We start from the raw sequence: 15332 nt of genomic DNA on the forward strand, positions 1-15332 counted from the left end.
GGCGCACACGTTGTATGGTCATCGGGAATTGGTCATGCATAGGTCTCATCGCCGCATGCGCGCTCCCGTGGCGTCTGGCGCCGACCTCCACGCGTGCGATTGCCAAGTGAACCCACGGAGTCTTGAGGTCATGCACACCCGTCGCGACATCCTTCAGCTGCTCGGTGCCGGCGCGGGCGCCAGCCTGCTCGCCAGCGCCCTGCCCGCCTTCGCGGCAGCGTCCGCCCCCGGCACCCGTGCCGTCGGCGGCTTCGCCAGCAAGCGCCCGCCCAAGGCGCAGCGCCGCTTCGTCAGCACTGCGGTGGAACAGCAGATTGCGCAGATCAAGGCGCGCATCGCCGACCCGGAACTGGCCTGGCTGTTCGAGAACTGCTACCCCAACACGCTGGACACCACGGTGGAAACCGGCACCCGCAACGGCAAGCCGGACACCTTCGTCATCACCGGCGACATCCACGCGATGTGGCTGCGCGATTCCTCCGCGCAGGTGCACCCCTACGTGCCGCTGGCCAAGCGCGACCCGGCCCTGCGCCGCATGTTCCATGGCCTGATCCAGCGCCAGGCCGCGTGCATCAAACTCGATCCGTACGCCAACGCGTTCCTGCCCGATGGCCAGACCCAGCGCCTGAAATGGTCGCTCAACGACATCACCGAGATGAAACCCGGCGTGGGCGAGCGCAAGTGGGAGATCGACTCGCTGTGCTACCCGATCCGCATCGCGCACGAATACTGGCGCGCCACTGGCGATACCGCACCGTTCGACGATGACTGGCGCGAAGCGATGCACGTGGTGGTGCGCACCTTCCGCGAGCAACAGCGCAAGGACAACCGCGGCCCGTACGTGTTCCAGCGCCCCTCACCGCTGGCCACCGAAACCCTGGTGCTGGAAGGCTACGGCCAGCCGACCAAGCCCAATGGCATGATCCATTCGATGTTCCGCCCCTCCGACGATGCCTGCGTGTTCCCGCTGTTCGTGCCGGCCAACCTGTTCGCGGTGACCTCGCTACGGCAATTGGCCGCGATGAGCACGGCATTGCATCGCGACGCCGCCTTCGCCGCCGACTGCACCGCCCTTGCCGATGAAGTGGAAACTGCCACCCGCCAGTTCGGGCAACTGCGCGACAGCGACGGCCAGGCGTATTGGGCCTTCGAAGTGGACGGCTTCGGCAATCAGTTGTTTATCGACGATGCCAACGCACCCGGCCTGCTCAGCCTGGCCTACCTGGGCTGCTGCGACCGTGCCGACCCGGTGTTCCTGCGCACCCGCCAGCTGGCCTGGAGTGAGCGCAACCCGTATTTCTCGCGCGGCACCGCCGCAGAAGGCGTCGGCAGCCCGCACAGCGGCATGGGCACCATCTGGCCGATGTCCATCATCCAGTACGCATTGGTCAGCGACGACGACACACAGCTGCGCCAATGCCTGCAGTGGCTGAAAACCACGCATGCCGGCACCGGCTTCATGCACGAAGCGTTCGACAAGGACACCCCGAGCACCTTCACCCGCGACTGGTTCGCCTGGGCCAATACCTTGTTCGGCGAACTCATCATCGACCTGTACCAACGTAAACCCCAGTTGCTGCGTAGTAGCTGACTGTCCGAAACGCCAGATCCTCCGTTCCAGGCGGAACGACACAGCACGTGATTTTTCCTTCTCCCGCCGGGAGAAGGTGCCCGAAGGGCGGATGAGGGTGCCCCGGCATCGGCCCGTGAATTTCGAGACCACACACATGGCAACACGACGCGGTTTTCTCCAAGGCGCCATCGCCGCAGCACTATTTGGCAGCATGGGCCTGCCAGGCCTGGCGCGCGCGCGCGCCGGCAACTACGCGCTGCCTGCCGACGCGCGCACGCGTGCCGATCTCACCCGGCATGTGGATGTATTCATCGGCACTGGCGGCCATGGTCACACCTTTCCCGGCGCCACGCTGCCGTTCGGCATGGTGCAGCTGAGCCCGGACACCTATAACGCGGTGTGGGATTCGTGTTCGGGGTATCACGAATCCGATGGCTCGATCATGGGCTTTTCGCACACGCACCTGTCCGGCACCGGCATCGGCGACATGCTGGATTTCCTGCTGGTGCCGGCCACCGGCGAGGTCAAGCTGGTGCCCGGCCCACTGGACAACCCTGACGCCGGCTACCGCTCGCGCTTCGATCACAGCAACGAAGCCGCCTCGCCCGGTTACTACCGCGTGCGCCTGAAGGACAGCGGCGTGCACGCCGAACTCACCGCCACCGCGCGCGCCGGCCTGCACCGTTACCACTTTCCCAAGGGCAAGCCGGCGCATGTGTTGCTGGACCTGTGCCACGGCATGCAGGACAAGCCGGAGATTCCCACCCGCGTGAGCGACGCGCAGCTGCGCGTGGTGGATGCGCAGACCCTGACCGGCGGCCGCCGCGTCCATCAATGGGCCAAGGGGCGCTACATCTACTTTGCCATGCGGCTGTCGCGGCCGTTCGCCAGCGTGCAGCTGTACGACGAAGATCAGGCGCTGCCCGCCGGCACGCGCCATCGCGACGGCACCCATCTCAAGGCCGCGCTGCACTTCGCCGATGCCTCCGACGCACCGCTCCTCATCAAGGTCGGCATTTCGGCCGTCAGCGCCGACAATGCCCTGGCCAATCTCGACGCCGAGCTACCGGACTTCGACTTTGCACGCGTGCACGCCCACGCCGTCGCCGCCTGGGAAAAGGAACTGGGCCGCGTCCGCATCGACAGCGACGACGAGGCGCAACGGCGCATCTTCTACACCGGCCTGTATCACAGCCTGCTGGCGCCCACACTCTTCAGCGACGTGGACAACCGCTACCGCGGCATGGACCTGCAGATCCACACCGCGCCCAAGGGCTACAACAACTACAGCACTTACTCGCTGTGGGACACCTACCGCGCCGCGCATCCGCTGCTCACCCTGGTGCAACCCGAGCGCGTGCCCGACCTGGTGCAATGCCTGGTGCGCGGCGCCAACGAATGCCCGGATGGCGTGGGCATCTGGCCGCTGCAGGGCGTGGAAACCGGCTGCATGATCGGCTACCACTCGGCGGTGGTATTGGCCGAAGCGCATGCCAAGGGCTTCACCGGCATCGACTACAAGGCCGCCTGGCCCGCCTATCGCAAGCGCGCCATGCACGACACCACCCATGGCCTGGCGTATTACCGCAGCCTCGGCTACATCCCCGCCGACAAGGTGGACGAAGCGGTCAGCCGCACCCTGGAATATGCGTATGACGACTGGGCCTGCGCACATCTGGCGCAGGCCGCAGGCGCCAGCGACGACGCACGCGCATTGCGCGCACGCTCGCGCAACTACCGCAACGTATTCAACCGCGACAGCGGCTTTGTGCAGGCACGTTTGCAGGACGGCAGCTGGGCAAAACCGTTCGACCCGCGCGGCATGGGTCATCTCAAACAATGGCGCGATTTCACCGAATCCAATGCCTGGCAGGCCACCTTTCTCAACCAGCACGATCTGTACGGCTACATGGATTTGTACGGCGGCCGCGATGGCTTTGTCGCCAAGCTCGACGAACTGTTTTCCACCAGCTCCGAACTCCCCGCCGATGCGCCGCCGGACATCGATGGCATGGTGGGCCAGTACGCGCACGGCAACGAACCCAGCCACCACGTCGCCTACCTGTTCGCCTACGCCGGCCAGCCGTACAAGACCCAGGCGATGGTCCGCCGCCTGCTGCGCGAGCAATACCACGACGCGCGCAACGGGCTGTCCGGCAATGAAGATTGCGGGCAGATGAGTGCCTGGTTCGTGCTCAGTGCGCTGGGCCTGTATGCCGTGGACCCGGTCAGCGGCAACTACATCCTTGGCAGCCCACTGTTCAAGCGCGCCACCCTGGACGTGGGCACCGGCCGCACGCTGCGCATCGTGGCCAAGGACAACAGCGCACAGAACGTCTACGTACAGTCGCTGCGGTTCAACGGCAAACCGCTCAACCGCGCCTGGCTGCGCCACGCCGACCTGGCCGCCGGCGGCACACTGGAATTCACGATGGGGTCCAAGCCGAACCTGGCCTTCGGCGCAGACAAGCAGGATCTGCCACCGTCGTTTGCGTGATGCCAATGCGCCGCTTCCACAGGCGGCGCGTTAGGTTCTTGCTGCGCGGATCAAGCGGGCATTGCTCCTCCCTTCTCCCGCAAGCGGGCATTGCCTTTCCCTTCTCCCGCAAGCGGGAGAAGGTGCCCGAAGGGCGGATGAGGGCAGCACGCAAACCACCAGCACATCCATTCACCCGCACCACCAGCCCTCCCCACATCGAGACCTCCATGCTGCGTACCACTGTTGCTCCCCTGGTTCTGGCCCTGGCACTCGCGTTCCCCGCCGCTGCCGCCGCCACCGATTCCTGGCCATCCTTCGGCACCCAGGGCACGCAGTTCGTCCGCGACGGCAAGCCCTACCAGATCCTCTCCGGCGCCATCCATTTCCAGCGCATCCCGCGCGCCTACTGGAAGGATCGCCTGCAAAAAGCGCGCGCACTGGGCTTGAACACGGTGGAGACCTACGTGTTCTGGAACCTGGTCGAACCGCAGCAAGGCCGGTTCGACTTTTCCGCGAACAACGACGTGGCCGCCTTCGTCAAGGAGGCCGCCGCGCAAGGTCTCAACGTGATCCTGCGCCCCGGCCCCTATGTCTGCGCCGAATGGGAAGCCGGTGGCTATCCGGCGTGGTTGTTCGGCAAGGACGCCATCCGCGTGCGCAGCCGCGACCCGCGCTTCCTTGCCGCAAGCCAGGCCTATCTGGATGCCGTGGCCCAGCAGGTCCGCCCGCTGCTCAACCACAACGGTGGCCCCATCATTGCCGTGCAGGTAGAGAACGAATACGGCTCCTACGGCGACGACCACGCCTACATGGCCGACAACCGCGCCATGTTCGTCCAGGCTGGCTTCGACAAGGCGTTGCTGTTCACCTCCGATGGCGCCGACGTACTCGCCAACGGCACCTTGCCCGGCACCCTGGCGGTGGTGAATTTTGCGCCAGGCGAAGCCAAGAGCGCGTTCGAAAAACTGACCAAGTTCCGTCCCGAGCAACCGCGCATGGTGGGCGAATACTGGGCCGGCTGGTTCGACCATTGGGGCAAGCCACACGCCAGCACCAATGCCAAACAACAGACCGAAGAACTGGAGTGGATCCTGCGCCAGGGCCACTCGGCCAACCTGTACATGTTCGTGGGCGGCACCAGTTTCGGCTTCATGAATGGCGCTAATTTCCAGAGCAATCCCAGCGATCATTACGCAGCCCAGACCACCAGTTACGACTACGACGCCATCCTCGACGAAGCCGGCCGGCCCACGCCCAAGTTCGCGCTGATGCGCGATGCGATCGCCCGCGTCACCGGCGTACAACCGCCGGCGCTTCCCGCCCCGATCGCGACCACCACGCTGCCGGCAATCCCCCTGCACGAGTCCGCCTCGCTGTGGGACAACCTGCCCGCGCCGATCGCCATCGACACCCCGCAGCCGATGGAACAGTTCGGCCAGGATTACGGCTACATCCTCTACCGCACCACCATCACCGGCCCGCGCAAGGGCGCGTTGTATCTGGGAGACGTGCGCGATGTGGCGCGGGTGTACGTGGACCAGAAGCCAATGGGCAGCGTCGAACGGCGTTTGCAACAGGTCTCCACCCAGGTGGACATCCCGGCCGGCCAGCACACCCTGGATGTCCTGGTCGAAAACAGCGGCCGCATCAACTATGGCCTGCGCCTGGCCGACGGCCGCGCCGGCCTGGTCGACCCGGTGCTGCTGGACAACCAGCCACTCACCGGCTGGCAGGCGTTCCCGCTGCCGATGCGCTCGCCCGACAGCCTGCGCGGCTGGACCCGCAAGACCGTGCAAGGCCCGGCCTTCCATCGCGGCAAGCTGCGCATTGGCACCCCCACCGACACCTATCTGGACATGCTCGCCTTCGGCAAGGGCATCGCCTGGGCCAACGGCGTCAACCTGGGCCGCCACTGGAATATCGGCCCGCAAACGGCGCTGTATTTCCCAGCGCCCTTCCAGCGCCAGGGCGACAACACCATGGTGGTGTTCGACCTGGATACCGTCGAGGCTCCCAGCGTGCGCGGGCTGAAGCAGCAGGTGTGGCTCAAGCCGATGGACTGAACACGCGCGGCTGTTCCGGACGCCGGCAATACGATCGCGCAGCGGAGCAAGCGCAAGTGCCGTCCTGCGTCAGTCACTCGGCAACGCCCAACGTTGCCGGCCAACGCACTTGTTCAAGCACCTGTTGTACCTGCTCGGCAAGCAGCTCCAGGCAGAACGCCAGTTCGTCCATCCGGATCGCCGCATGCGGCGCTTGCTCTTCGCTGCGTGTGCGTGGCTCAGCCATGCGCGCCAAAAACCGCATGTGGTCGCCCAGCTTCTGCAAGCGATACTGCGCATGGTCTGGCAGGTAGTAGCCGGGCAGTAAGCCGGCTGCGTTGGACCCTCGCCTCATTCAGTCCTCCGTTGACAAGTATTTAGTGCCGCAAGCTGACGGTACTCCGCTTGAAATCCTATCAGCTGGACGCACCGACTTCACACATTTTTATTGCATCATCAACTTTGAAGCAATTTTTATTGACTTGCGACGATGAATACCTGATCGTATGCGTCATGTCCAATCATGCACTCAGCGCCACGCTGGCTGAACTGGCAAACGCCCGCATGGGCTATCCGTTCCGTGGCGCGATTTCTGAGATCACTGGCGGCAGCGTCCGCGTCATCCAGACCAGAGACATCACGCGCACCGGCCTCTGCCACTACGAGACGCTTGTTGCGACGGAGGTCGAGGGCCGCAAGGAGCCTGATTGGCTCCAGGACCAGGACATCGTCTTCATCGCCAGAGGCGCACATACCTTCGCAGCACTGGCACAGGCACCGCCGCCGCGCACGCTTTGCTCGCCGCATATCTATGTCATCCGGGTCAAGGCGCCGCAGCGGTTGTTGCCTGCCTTTCTCGCCTGGCAGCTCAACCAGGCCCCGGCACAACGCTACCTGCGCCAATCCGCCGAAGGCAGCAACCAGCTGAGCATTCGCCGCGCCGTCCTGGACAGCACGCTGATTCGATTACCGCCGCTACAGATCCAACACGCCGCCATCGCCATCGACCAGGCCGCACAGGCAGAGCGCATAACCCTCAATGCACTGATCGACAACCGTACCACCGAGCTGGCGATCTTCGCCGAGCGCCTACTCGCCTAAGCCTTTGGAACTCCCATGCGCAAGACCGATATCGCCCAGGACACCATCAACGCCGCCGTCTGGGGCGCCTGCGACACCTTCCGCGGCACCGTGGACCCCAGCGTCTACAAGGACTACGTGCTGACCATGCTGTTCCTGAAGTACGTCTCCGACGTCTGGCAGGACCACTACGACGACTACAAGACCAAACACGGCGACAAGCCAGGCCTGATCGAAGAACTGCTCAAGAGCGAGCGCTTCGTGCTGCCGCACAGCGCCAACTTCTACACCCTGTACGACCAGCGCCACCGCCCCGGCAATGGCGAGCGCATCGACACCGCCCTGCACGCCATCGAAGACGCCAACCTGGGCAAGCTGCGCGACGTATTCCAGGACATCAGCTTCAACGCCAATAAACTCGGCGAAGAACAGCAGAAGAACGACCTGCTACGCCATCTGCTGGAAGACTTCGCCAAGCCTGCGCTCAACCTGCGCCCCTCGCGTATCGGCCAGCTGGACATCATCGGTAACGCCTACGAGTACCTCATCAAGAACTTCGCCTCCAGCAGCGGCAAGAAGGCCGGCGAGTTCTATACCCCGCCGGAAGTCTCCGCGTTGATGGCGCGCCTGATGAACCCGCAACCAGGCGAGGAGATCTGCGACCCCACCTGCGGCTCCGGCTCGCTGCTGCTCAAGTGCGGCCGGCTGATCCGCGAGCGCACCGGCACCGGCAAGTACGCGCTCTACGGCCAGGAAGCCATCGGCAGTACCTGGGCGCTGGCCAAGATGAACATGTTCCTGCATGGCGAGGACAATCACCGCATCGAATGGGGCGACACCATCCGCAACCCCAAGCTGCTGGCCGGCAACCACCTCAAGAACTTTGACATCGTCGTCGCCAACCCGCCGTTCTCGCTGGAAAAGTGGGGCCACGACAGCGCCGACAACGACCCGCACGACCGCTTCCACTGCGGCCTGCCCCCACGCACCAAGGGCGATTACGCCTTCATCCTGCACATGATTGCCACCATGAAGGCGCGCAGCGGCCGCATGGCGGTGGTGGTGCCGCATGGCGTGCTGTTCCGTGGTGCCGCAGAAGGCCGCATCCGTCAGAAACTGATCGATGAGAACCTGCTGGATGTGGTGATCGGCCTGCCGGAAAAGCTGTTCTACGGCACCGGCATCCCTGCGGCCATCTTGGTGTTCCGTAAGAAGAAGAAAGACAAGAACGTGCTGTTCATCGATGCCAGCCGCCAGTACCAGGACGGCAAGAACCAGAACCTGCTGCGCGAGAGCGACCTGCAGCGCATCCTGGACACCGTGCAGGCGCGCCAGAACGCGGACAAGTACGCCCACCTGGCCAGCCCGGCCGAAATCGCCGGCCACGACTACAACCTCAACATTCCCCGCTACGTGGATACGTTCGAGGAAGAGGCCGAGATCGACCTGATGGCCGTGCGCCGCGAGCGCGAGCAGCTCAAGACAGAGTTGACCAGACTGGAGGAACAGATGGCCGCTTACCTGAAGGAGCTGGGTTATGAGTGAGAAAAAAACCGACATCGCCGCCGATGCGATTGAAGGCATGGCCACTCACGAAGGCGTAGCGGTACGCCGCACCTGGCATGCCGATCAGTGGTGGTTTGCGGTCATCGACCTGGTCAGTGCGCTGACCGACTCTGACAGCCCCGAAAGCTATCTACGCAACCTGCGCCGACGCGACGAGGAGCTCTCCCGCAGCTGGGAGACCCTGGTCACGCCACTGCGTGTCGCCACGGCGGGGGGGCCCCAGATGCTCAATTGCACCACGCTGGAAGGCGCGTTGCGCATCATTCAATCCATCCCCTCGTCCAAGGCCGAACCCTTCAAGCGCTGGCTGGCGCGCATCGGCAACGAACGCATCCAGGGCGAGGAGGCAGCCGACTTCGACGCTTTGAGCGAAAACCAGCGCCGCTTGTTCTTGCGCGACCAGATCAGCCAGCACAACAAGGATCTGGCCGCAGCAGCCAAACAGGCTGGCGTGGAAACCCCGCTGGAGTACGCCGTCTTTCAGGATCATGGCTACAAGGGCCTGTATGGCGGCCTGGGCGCAAAGGATATCCATGCGCGCAAGGCCCTGAAGAAGAGCCAGAAAATCCTGGACCATATGGGCAGCACCGAGCTGGCGGCCAACCTCTTCCGGGCGACGCAGGCAGAGGAAAAGCTCCGCCGCGACAACGTGCAGGGCAAGACGGCCGCCAACCACACCCACTACGCCGTCGGCCAGACCGTGCGCAAGACCATCCAGGAACTGGGCGGAACCCTGCCGGAGCACCTGCCAGCACCACGGACCAGCATCAAGCGGCTGCAGAAGGACGCCAGGCCGCCGTTGGGGCAGAGTACGGACCAAGACAAGGACGAACCATGAATCGGAACCTTGGTACCCGGCAAATCAATTACTTGCCGCAAGGGGGGGGTCATCTTGACCCCCCCCTTGCCCTGACCATTTGGGCGGCCGGCGCAGCACATGGTCACCATTGGGCGTTCCGAGAACACGCCCGAGCAGGGGCTTGCCTGAGGGAATTTGGCGATGCGTAAGCACCAACTCCCAGACTCGCCAACCACATCGGCCGCCACAGGCGACGAACGTGCACCGAGCACGAGTGCCCATGGCGAACTGGTGCTCTACGCCACCGACGATGGTACTGCCCGGTTCTATTTGCGCGCCGAGAACGGCAGCGTCTGGCTCAGCCAGCTGGAACTGGCTGCATTATTCCAGACCACCAAGCAAAACATCAGCCTACACGTCAAAAACATCCTGTCGGACAATGAGTTGCAGGAGGCCGCAGTTGTCAAGGAAGACTTGACAACTGCGGCCGACGGCAAGCGCTACCGCACACAGCTCTACACCCTGGACATGATCCTGGCCATCGGCTACCGGGTAAAATCCCCGCGCGGCACCCAGTTCCGCCAGTGGGCTACCACCCATCTGCGCGAGTACCTGGTCAAGGGCTTCGTGATGGACGATGAGCGCTTGAAGGATCCAGCCGGCTGGGACCACTTCGACGAGCTACTGGAGCGCATCCGCGAGATCCGCACCTCGGAGAAGCGCTTCTACCAGAAGATCCGCGACCTGTTCGCCCTGTCGGTGGATTACCGCGACGACGACACCGCCACCGGCCAATTCTTTGCCGTGGTGCAGAACAAGATGCTTTACGCCGTCACCCAGAAGACCGCCGCGCAACTGATCGTGGAACGTGCCGATCCGGACCAGCCCAATATGGCGCTGACTGGCTGGAAGGCCGCGTGCGTGCGCAAGACCGATGTCATCGTGGCCAAGAACTACCTGCACGCGGAGGAAAACACCCAGCTCAACCGCATCGCCGCCATGTTCCTGGATTACGCCGAGGACCGCGCCAGCCAGCGCCAGGACCTGCGCATGGACGACTGGCGCCAGTACGTGGACCGCTTCGTCGAATTCAACGAACGGCCGTTGTTGAAGGATGCCGGCACCGTCAGCCATGAACGCATGCAGCAGATCGCCCACGAGCGTTATGCCGTGTTCGATGCAAAACGGCGCAAGGCGGAAGCTATGGCGGCGGATAGCCAAGACATTAAGGCCCTGGAATCCATGGAGAAGCTTGCACGTGAACGAGACGAGCGCGGATCAAATCGCCAACCCGCTAATGACGGTAAGAAATTGTGATGCTTCCTAAAGACTGGCGACGTAGCACGATTGGTGAGTCCACCAAGCTTATTTCCGGCAATACGCCAAGCAAGGAGAATCCGGCCTTCTGGTCCGGCGATTTTCCTTGGGTAACTGTAAGGGACATGAAAACGCCTTGGTTGCAAGAAACGGGGCTGACATTGACTGAATCAGGAAAATCCGCAGCATCCATTGCGCCTGCTAACTCGGTGTTAGTTGTGACGCGAGGTATGGCTCTACTGAAGGATCTGCCGATCAGTCTCACCATGCGGGATATGGCTTTCAACCAAGATATCAAGGCGATGGTTCCCGTCGACGATCTTGATGCTCGGTTTTTCGCCTACCAACTTCAGAGTAAGAAGCATATTGTTTTGGATATGGTCGATACGGCAGGCCATGGAACAGGGAAGCTGGACACAATTCTTCTGAAATCTGTTGATTTAGCACTTCCACCAATCCGCGAACAACGCCGCATAGCCCACATCCTCTCCACCTGGGATCAAGCCATCGTCACCGTGGAAAAACTGCTAAAAAATAGCCAAAACCAAAAATCGGCACTGATGTGCGAACTTCTTTCGCGCAGGAAAGAAGGCGAAGACTGGAAAGCTTACCAATTGGGCGATTTATTCACAGAGCGCATCGAAGGCAAGCAAGACAGCCTCCCCCTTCTTTCAATTACACGGGACGATGGCATTGTCTTGCGTGACAGCGTGGGACGCAAAGACACCTCGAATGAGGACAAGTCAAAATACCTGCGCATCTGTCCTGGCGACATTGGCTACAACACCATGCGCATGTGGCAAGGCGTTTCGGCGCTGTCCCAAATCGAAGGCATCGTTAGTCCCGCATACACCATCATTCTTCCAAACGAAAAAATCGATGCGCGCTTTGCGGCATATCTTTTCAAGCTTGAAGAAATGATTTTTACGTTCTATCGCCATTCGCAAGGATTGGTGTCAGATACGTGGAACCTGAAGTTTGAACACTTCAAGAAGATCAAGGTACGCATTCCAATGCTCGCCGAACAGGAGCGTGCCGTGAGGGTTCTGACAGCAGCAGATGACCTCATCAATGCGCACAAGGCCCAAATCAAAAAGTTGCGCAGCGAAAAAACAGCCCTCATGGCCCAACTCCTCACCGGCAAGCGCCGCGTGCGCCTGCCCGCCGAAGAGACGAGCGCCGCATGACCCACAGCGCCCCCGACACCCGCGAACAGGCCGGCGCGCAGCTGCCCGCCCTGCACCTGCTGTGCAACCTGGGCTGGCAGTACCTGAGCGCTGCGGACTGCCTGGCATTGTGCGGCAGCACCCGCGAGGTGCTGCTGGTGCCGCGGCTGCTGGAGGTGCTGCAAACGCGGCGCTACATCTACAAGGGCCAGGACTACCCGCTCTCGCCCGGCGCCATCGACCAGATCGTGCGCGAGCTGTCGGCATTGCCGCTGGGCAATGGGTTGCTGGCAGCCAACGAGCGGTTATACCAGCTGCTGGCGCTGGGCATCACCGTCACCGAGTTCATGCCCGACGGCAAGAAGCACCAGCCCACCATCGCAGTGATCGACTGGCTGGATGCGGCTGCCAACCGCTGGGATATCACCGAAGAGTGCGAGGTGCTGTCCGCGCAGGGCACGCACAGCCGCACCCCGGACATAGTGGGCTACGTCAATGGCCTGCCGCTGGTGGTGATCGAGGCCAAGCGCCCGGCTGCCGGGCATGCCGGCAAGTCAATGGTGGACGAGGCTATCAGCCAGCAGTTGCGCAACCAGCGCAGTGAGGAGATTCCACAGCTGTTCGGTTACGCGCAGCTGCTGCTGGCGCTCAGCCTGACCGAAGCGCGCTACGGCACTACCCAAACGCCGGCCAAATTCTGGGCGCGCTGGCGCGACGAGCAGTTCGACGAGGCACATCTGCATCGCCTCAAGAACGCCGCGTTGCCCGCGACCACGCGCGATGCGCTGCTGGCCGGCAAGCCGGCGCCACTACGCGCTTACTGCCAGGCGCTGTGGAACCAACCCATGCTGCCGACAGAGCAGGACCGGCTGCTGGCCGGCCTGCTCACGCCGGCCAGGCTACTGGAGTTTCTGCGCAACTTCGTGCTGTTCGACCGCAAGGCCGGCAAGCTGGTGGCGCGCTACCAGCAGTTCTTCGGTATCCGTGCATTGCTGGCGCAGATCCGCAAGATTCGGCCCGATGGCGGCCGGGAGGGCGGCGTGCTCTGGCACACCACCGGCTCGGGCAAGAGCTTCACCATGGTGTTCCTGACCAAGGCGCTGCTGCTGGATGAAGCCCTGCAGGAATGCCGGGTACTGGTAGTCACCGACCGCACCGACCTGGAAACCCAGCTGGCGCGCAACTTCCTGAGCGGCGGCGCGTTCGGCTCGGCGGTCGCCACCCGCAAGGAGGGCGAACGCAGCAAGGCCACCACCGGCCGCGACCTGGCGCAGCGTATCGGCCAGGGCAATGAGCGCATCACCTTCTCGCTGGTGCAGAAGTTCACCACCGCCGCCAAGCTGCCCGAGTGCCGCAACCCCTCGCCCGATCTGATCGTGCTGGTGGACGAAGGCCACCGCAGCCACGGCGGCGAAACCCACGAACGCATGCGCAAGGCGCTGCCCAATGCGGCCTACCTGGCCTTCACCGGCACCCCGCTGCTGAAGGACGAAAAGACCGCCAACAAGTTCGGCCCGATCCTGCACGCCTACTCGATGCAGCGCGCGGTGGAAGACCAAACCGTGGCGCCGCTGCTGTACGAAGAGCGCGTGCCGGAGCTGGACGTCAACGAAGCAGCGGTGAACCGCTGGTTCGACAAGATCACCGCCGGGCTGTCCGAGGCGCAGAGCAGCGACCTGAAGAAAAAGTTCGCCAGCAAGCGCGCGGTGTATGGCGCGGAAAACCGCATCGAACTGATCGCCTGGGACATCGCCGCCCACTACCACGAGCACGTCAAACCGCTGGGGCTGAAGGGCCAGGTGGCCACCGACAGCAAGCGCGATGCAATTCGCTACAAGCGCGCATTGGACCAGACCGGCCTGGCCAGCAGCGCCGTGGTGATCTCCCCACCCGACACCCGCGAGGGCAACAGTACGGTAGACGAAGACAACGCGCCTGACATCCACAAGTGGTGGAAGCAGACCATGACCGATGCTCGCATCAGTCCAGAAGACTACGAGCGCGAAACGGTGCATGCCTTCGGCGGCGAAGGCGAGCCAGACCTGCTGATCGTGGTGGACAAGCTGCTTACCGGCTTCGACGAGCCGCGCAATGGCGTGCTGTACATCGACAAGCCGCTGAAGGGCCACAACCTGATCCAGGCGGTAGCGCGAGTCAACCGCCTGCACGATGCCAAGCGCCACGGCCTGCTGGTGGATTACCGCGGCATCCTGCCGGAGCTGGATACCGCCGTGCGCGCCTACCGCGATCTGGAAACCCGCACGCAGGCCGGCTTTGATGTAGCCGACCTGCAGGGGCTGTATCACGCGGTCAGCAGCGAGTACAAACGCCTGCCCGCACTGCATGCGCGGCTATGGGCGTTCTTCGAGGGGGTGACCAACCGCCGCGACCTTGAACAGTTCCGACAACGCCTGATCCCGCACTTCGTCCGGGACGCCGATGGCGAGGACTACGACGAACGCCAGGCCGTGCGCGAGGACTTCTATGCTGCCCTGACCGAATTCGGTTTATGCCTGCAGACCGCCTTGTCCTCGCGCAGCTTCTTCGAAGACACAGCCTTTCCCGATACGCTAATCGACCGCTACAAGCAGGATCTGCGGTTCTTCTCGGGCCTGCGACTGACCGCCCGGCGCGACGCGATGGAGACCGTGGACTACGGCGTCTACGAAGAACAGATCCGCAAGCTGGTGGACAAACAGGTGATCGGGCGTGAGGTCCGTGAACCGGAAGGCGCCTATGTGGTGCACGAACTGGGGCAGTCGCAGGACCCGCACACCTGGTCGGAGGAAAAAACCCGTAACGAGGCAGACCTCATCCAGACCCGGCTGCGCAAGACCATCGAACAGGACCTGGCCGGCGATCCCTACGCGCAAAAGGTGTTCGGCGAGCTGCTGCGGCAGGCCATCGCCGAGGCAGCCGCCATGTTCGACCATCCGTTGAAGCAATACGCGGTACTGCGGGCATTCGAACAGCGCCTGCAAAGCGAGCAGCCCCCTGGAATTCCTGCAGCGCTGGCCGACAAGCCACAGGCCAGTGCGTATTTCGGTGTCATCCGGCTCGCGCTGGGCGAACAGGCCATGGATGCCAATAGCGCGGAACGGATGACTGAGCTGGTGACGCTGGCCATCACCATCGACGAGGTGGTACGCAACGCGGTGGCAGAACATTCGTTGAACCCGCACAGCATCGAGTCCCAGATTCGTCAGACACTGCTTCCGGCGATGTTCGATCTGCTTGGGCTGGATCACGCCAAGACCATCGTGGACCAGGTGATCCACATCGTGCGCATCGGGCGCAGCCGCGCGTGACA

General features: G+C 63.2%; 10 protein-coding genes. 9 read left to right on the top strand and 1 reads right to left on the bottom strand.

The genetic code is table 11. The annotated features are described in order from the left end of the window. Positions 1 to 130 precede the first annotated feature (130 nt). The 3 genes from ACCQ13_RS13825 to ACCQ13_RS13835 all read left to right on the top strand — a co-directional run bounded on the left by ACCQ13_RS13825 (position 131) and on the right by ACCQ13_RS13835 (position 6115). Positions 131 to 1591, top strand: coding sequence for a glycoside hydrolase family 125 protein (locus ACCQ13_RS13825; RefSeq protein WP_159407363.1), 1461 nt, complete (start codon positions 131 to 133; stop codon positions 1589 to 1591). A 136-nt stretch (positions 1592 to 1727) separates the two neighbouring features. Then, positions 1728 to 4070: a GH92 family glycosyl hydrolase gene (locus ACCQ13_RS13830; protein WP_159407364.1), complete on the top strand. Its 2343-nt coding sequence runs from the start codon at positions 1728 to 1730 to the stop codon at positions 4068 to 4070. A gap of 209 nt (positions 4071 to 4279) precedes the next feature. Further along, positions 4280 to 6115 carry a glycoside hydrolase family 35 protein gene (locus tag ACCQ13_RS13835; RefSeq protein WP_274396406.1) on the top strand — a complete coding sequence of 612 codons (1836 nt, stop codon included), beginning with the start codon at positions 4280 to 4282 and terminating at the stop codon, positions 6113 to 6115. A gap of 73 nt (positions 6116 to 6188) precedes the next feature. Here ACCQ13_RS13835 and ACCQ13_RS13840 read toward each other — a convergent pair whose 3' ends face one another. Continuing rightward, the gene (locus ACCQ13_RS13840; RefSeq protein WP_104603019.1) at positions 6189 to 6449 is read right to left on the bottom strand and encodes an XAC0095 family protein; all 261 of its coding nucleotides are present in this window, start codon (positions 6447 to 6449) and stop codon (positions 6189 to 6191) included. A 158-nt stretch (positions 6450 to 6607) separates the two neighbouring features. Between ACCQ13_RS13840 and ACCQ13_RS13845 the strand changes: the two genes are divergently transcribed. The 6 genes from ACCQ13_RS13845 (at position 6608) to ACCQ13_RS13870 (ending at position 15330) form a co-directional block, all read left to right on the top strand. Beyond that, positions 6608 to 7195: a restriction endonuclease subunit S gene (locus ACCQ13_RS13845; RefSeq protein WP_159407998.1), complete on the top strand. Its 588-nt coding sequence runs from the start codon at positions 6608 to 6610 to the stop codon at positions 7193 to 7195. Positions 7196 to 7210: 15 nt separating this feature from the next. Further along, positions 7211 to 8719, top strand: a complete 1509-nt coding sequence (locus tag ACCQ13_RS13850; RefSeq protein ID WP_104603018.1) for a type I restriction-modification system subunit M — start codon at positions 7211 to 7213, stop codon at positions 8717 to 8719. Further along, a complete protein-coding gene (locus tag ACCQ13_RS13855) occupies positions 8712 to 9578 on the top strand; it encodes a BRO family protein (protein WP_159407365.1) in 867 nt (288 codons plus the stop codon). The genes ACCQ13_RS13850 and ACCQ13_RS13855 overlap by 8 nt, the downstream gene beginning before the upstream one ends. A gap of 162 nt (positions 9579 to 9740) precedes the next feature. Continuing rightward, a complete protein-coding gene (locus tag ACCQ13_RS13860; protein ID WP_104603016.1) occupies positions 9741 to 10856 on the top strand; it encodes a virulence RhuM family protein in 1116 nt (371 codons plus the stop codon). Beyond that, positions 10856 to 12043: a restriction endonuclease subunit S gene (locus ACCQ13_RS13865; RefSeq protein WP_159407366.1), complete on the top strand. Its 1188-nt coding sequence runs from the start codon at positions 10856 to 10858 to the stop codon at positions 12041 to 12043. The genes ACCQ13_RS13860 and ACCQ13_RS13865 overlap by 1 nt, the downstream gene beginning before the upstream one ends. Next, positions 12040 to 15330, top strand: a complete 3291-nt coding sequence (locus tag ACCQ13_RS13870) for a type I restriction endonuclease subunit R (RefSeq protein WP_104603175.1) — start codon at positions 12040 to 12042, stop codon at positions 15328 to 15330. Before ACCQ13_RS13865 ends, ACCQ13_RS13870 begins: the two co-directional genes overlap by 4 nt. Positions 15331 to 15332 lie beyond the last annotated feature (2 nt).

Origin of the sequence: Xanthomonas sp. NCPPB 1638 (assembly GCF_041475635.2) — a bacterium.
In the GTDB taxonomy this organism is placed as follows: domain Bacteria; phylum Pseudomonadota; class Gammaproteobacteria; order Xanthomonadales; family Xanthomonadaceae; genus Xanthomonas; species Xanthomonas cucurbitae.

Bases quoted from the DNA above. Each gene is read 5' to 3' on its own strand.
- ACCQ13_RS13825 (WP_159407363.1), top strand. From the start codon at position 131: ATGCACACCCGTCGCGACATCCTTCAGCTGCTCGGTGCCGGCGCGGGC.
- ACCQ13_RS13830 (WP_159407364.1), top strand. From the start codon at position 1,728: ATGGCAACACGACGCGGTTTTCTCCAAGGCGCCATCGCCGCAGCACTA.
- ACCQ13_RS13835 (WP_274396406.1), top strand. From the start codon at position 4,280: ATGCTGCGTACCACTGTTGCTCCCCTGGTTCTGGCCCTGGCACTCGCG.
- ACCQ13_RS13840 (WP_104603019.1), bottom strand. From the start codon at position 6,449: ATGAGGCGAGGGTCCAACGCAGCCGGCTTACTGCCCGGCTACTACCTG.
- ACCQ13_RS13845 (WP_159407998.1), top strand. From the start codon at position 6,608: ATGTCCAATCATGCACTCAGCGCCACGCTGGCTGAACTGGCAAACGCC.
- ACCQ13_RS13850 (WP_104603018.1), top strand. From the start codon at position 7,211: ATGCGCAAGACCGATATCGCCCAGGACACCATCAACGCCGCCGTCTGG.
- ACCQ13_RS13855 (WP_159407365.1), top strand. From the start codon at position 8,712: ATGAGTGAGAAAAAAACCGACATCGCCGCCGATGCGATTGAAGGCATG.
- ACCQ13_RS13860 (WP_104603016.1), top strand. From the start codon at position 9,741: ATGCGTAAGCACCAACTCCCAGACTCGCCAACCACATCGGCCGCCACA.
- ACCQ13_RS13865 (WP_159407366.1), top strand. From the start codon at position 10,856: ATGCTTCCTAAAGACTGGCGACGTAGCACGATTGGTGAGTCCACCAAG.
- ACCQ13_RS13870 (WP_104603175.1), top strand. From the start codon at position 12,040: ATGACCCACAGCGCCCCCGACACCCGCGAACAGGCCGGCGCGCAGCTG.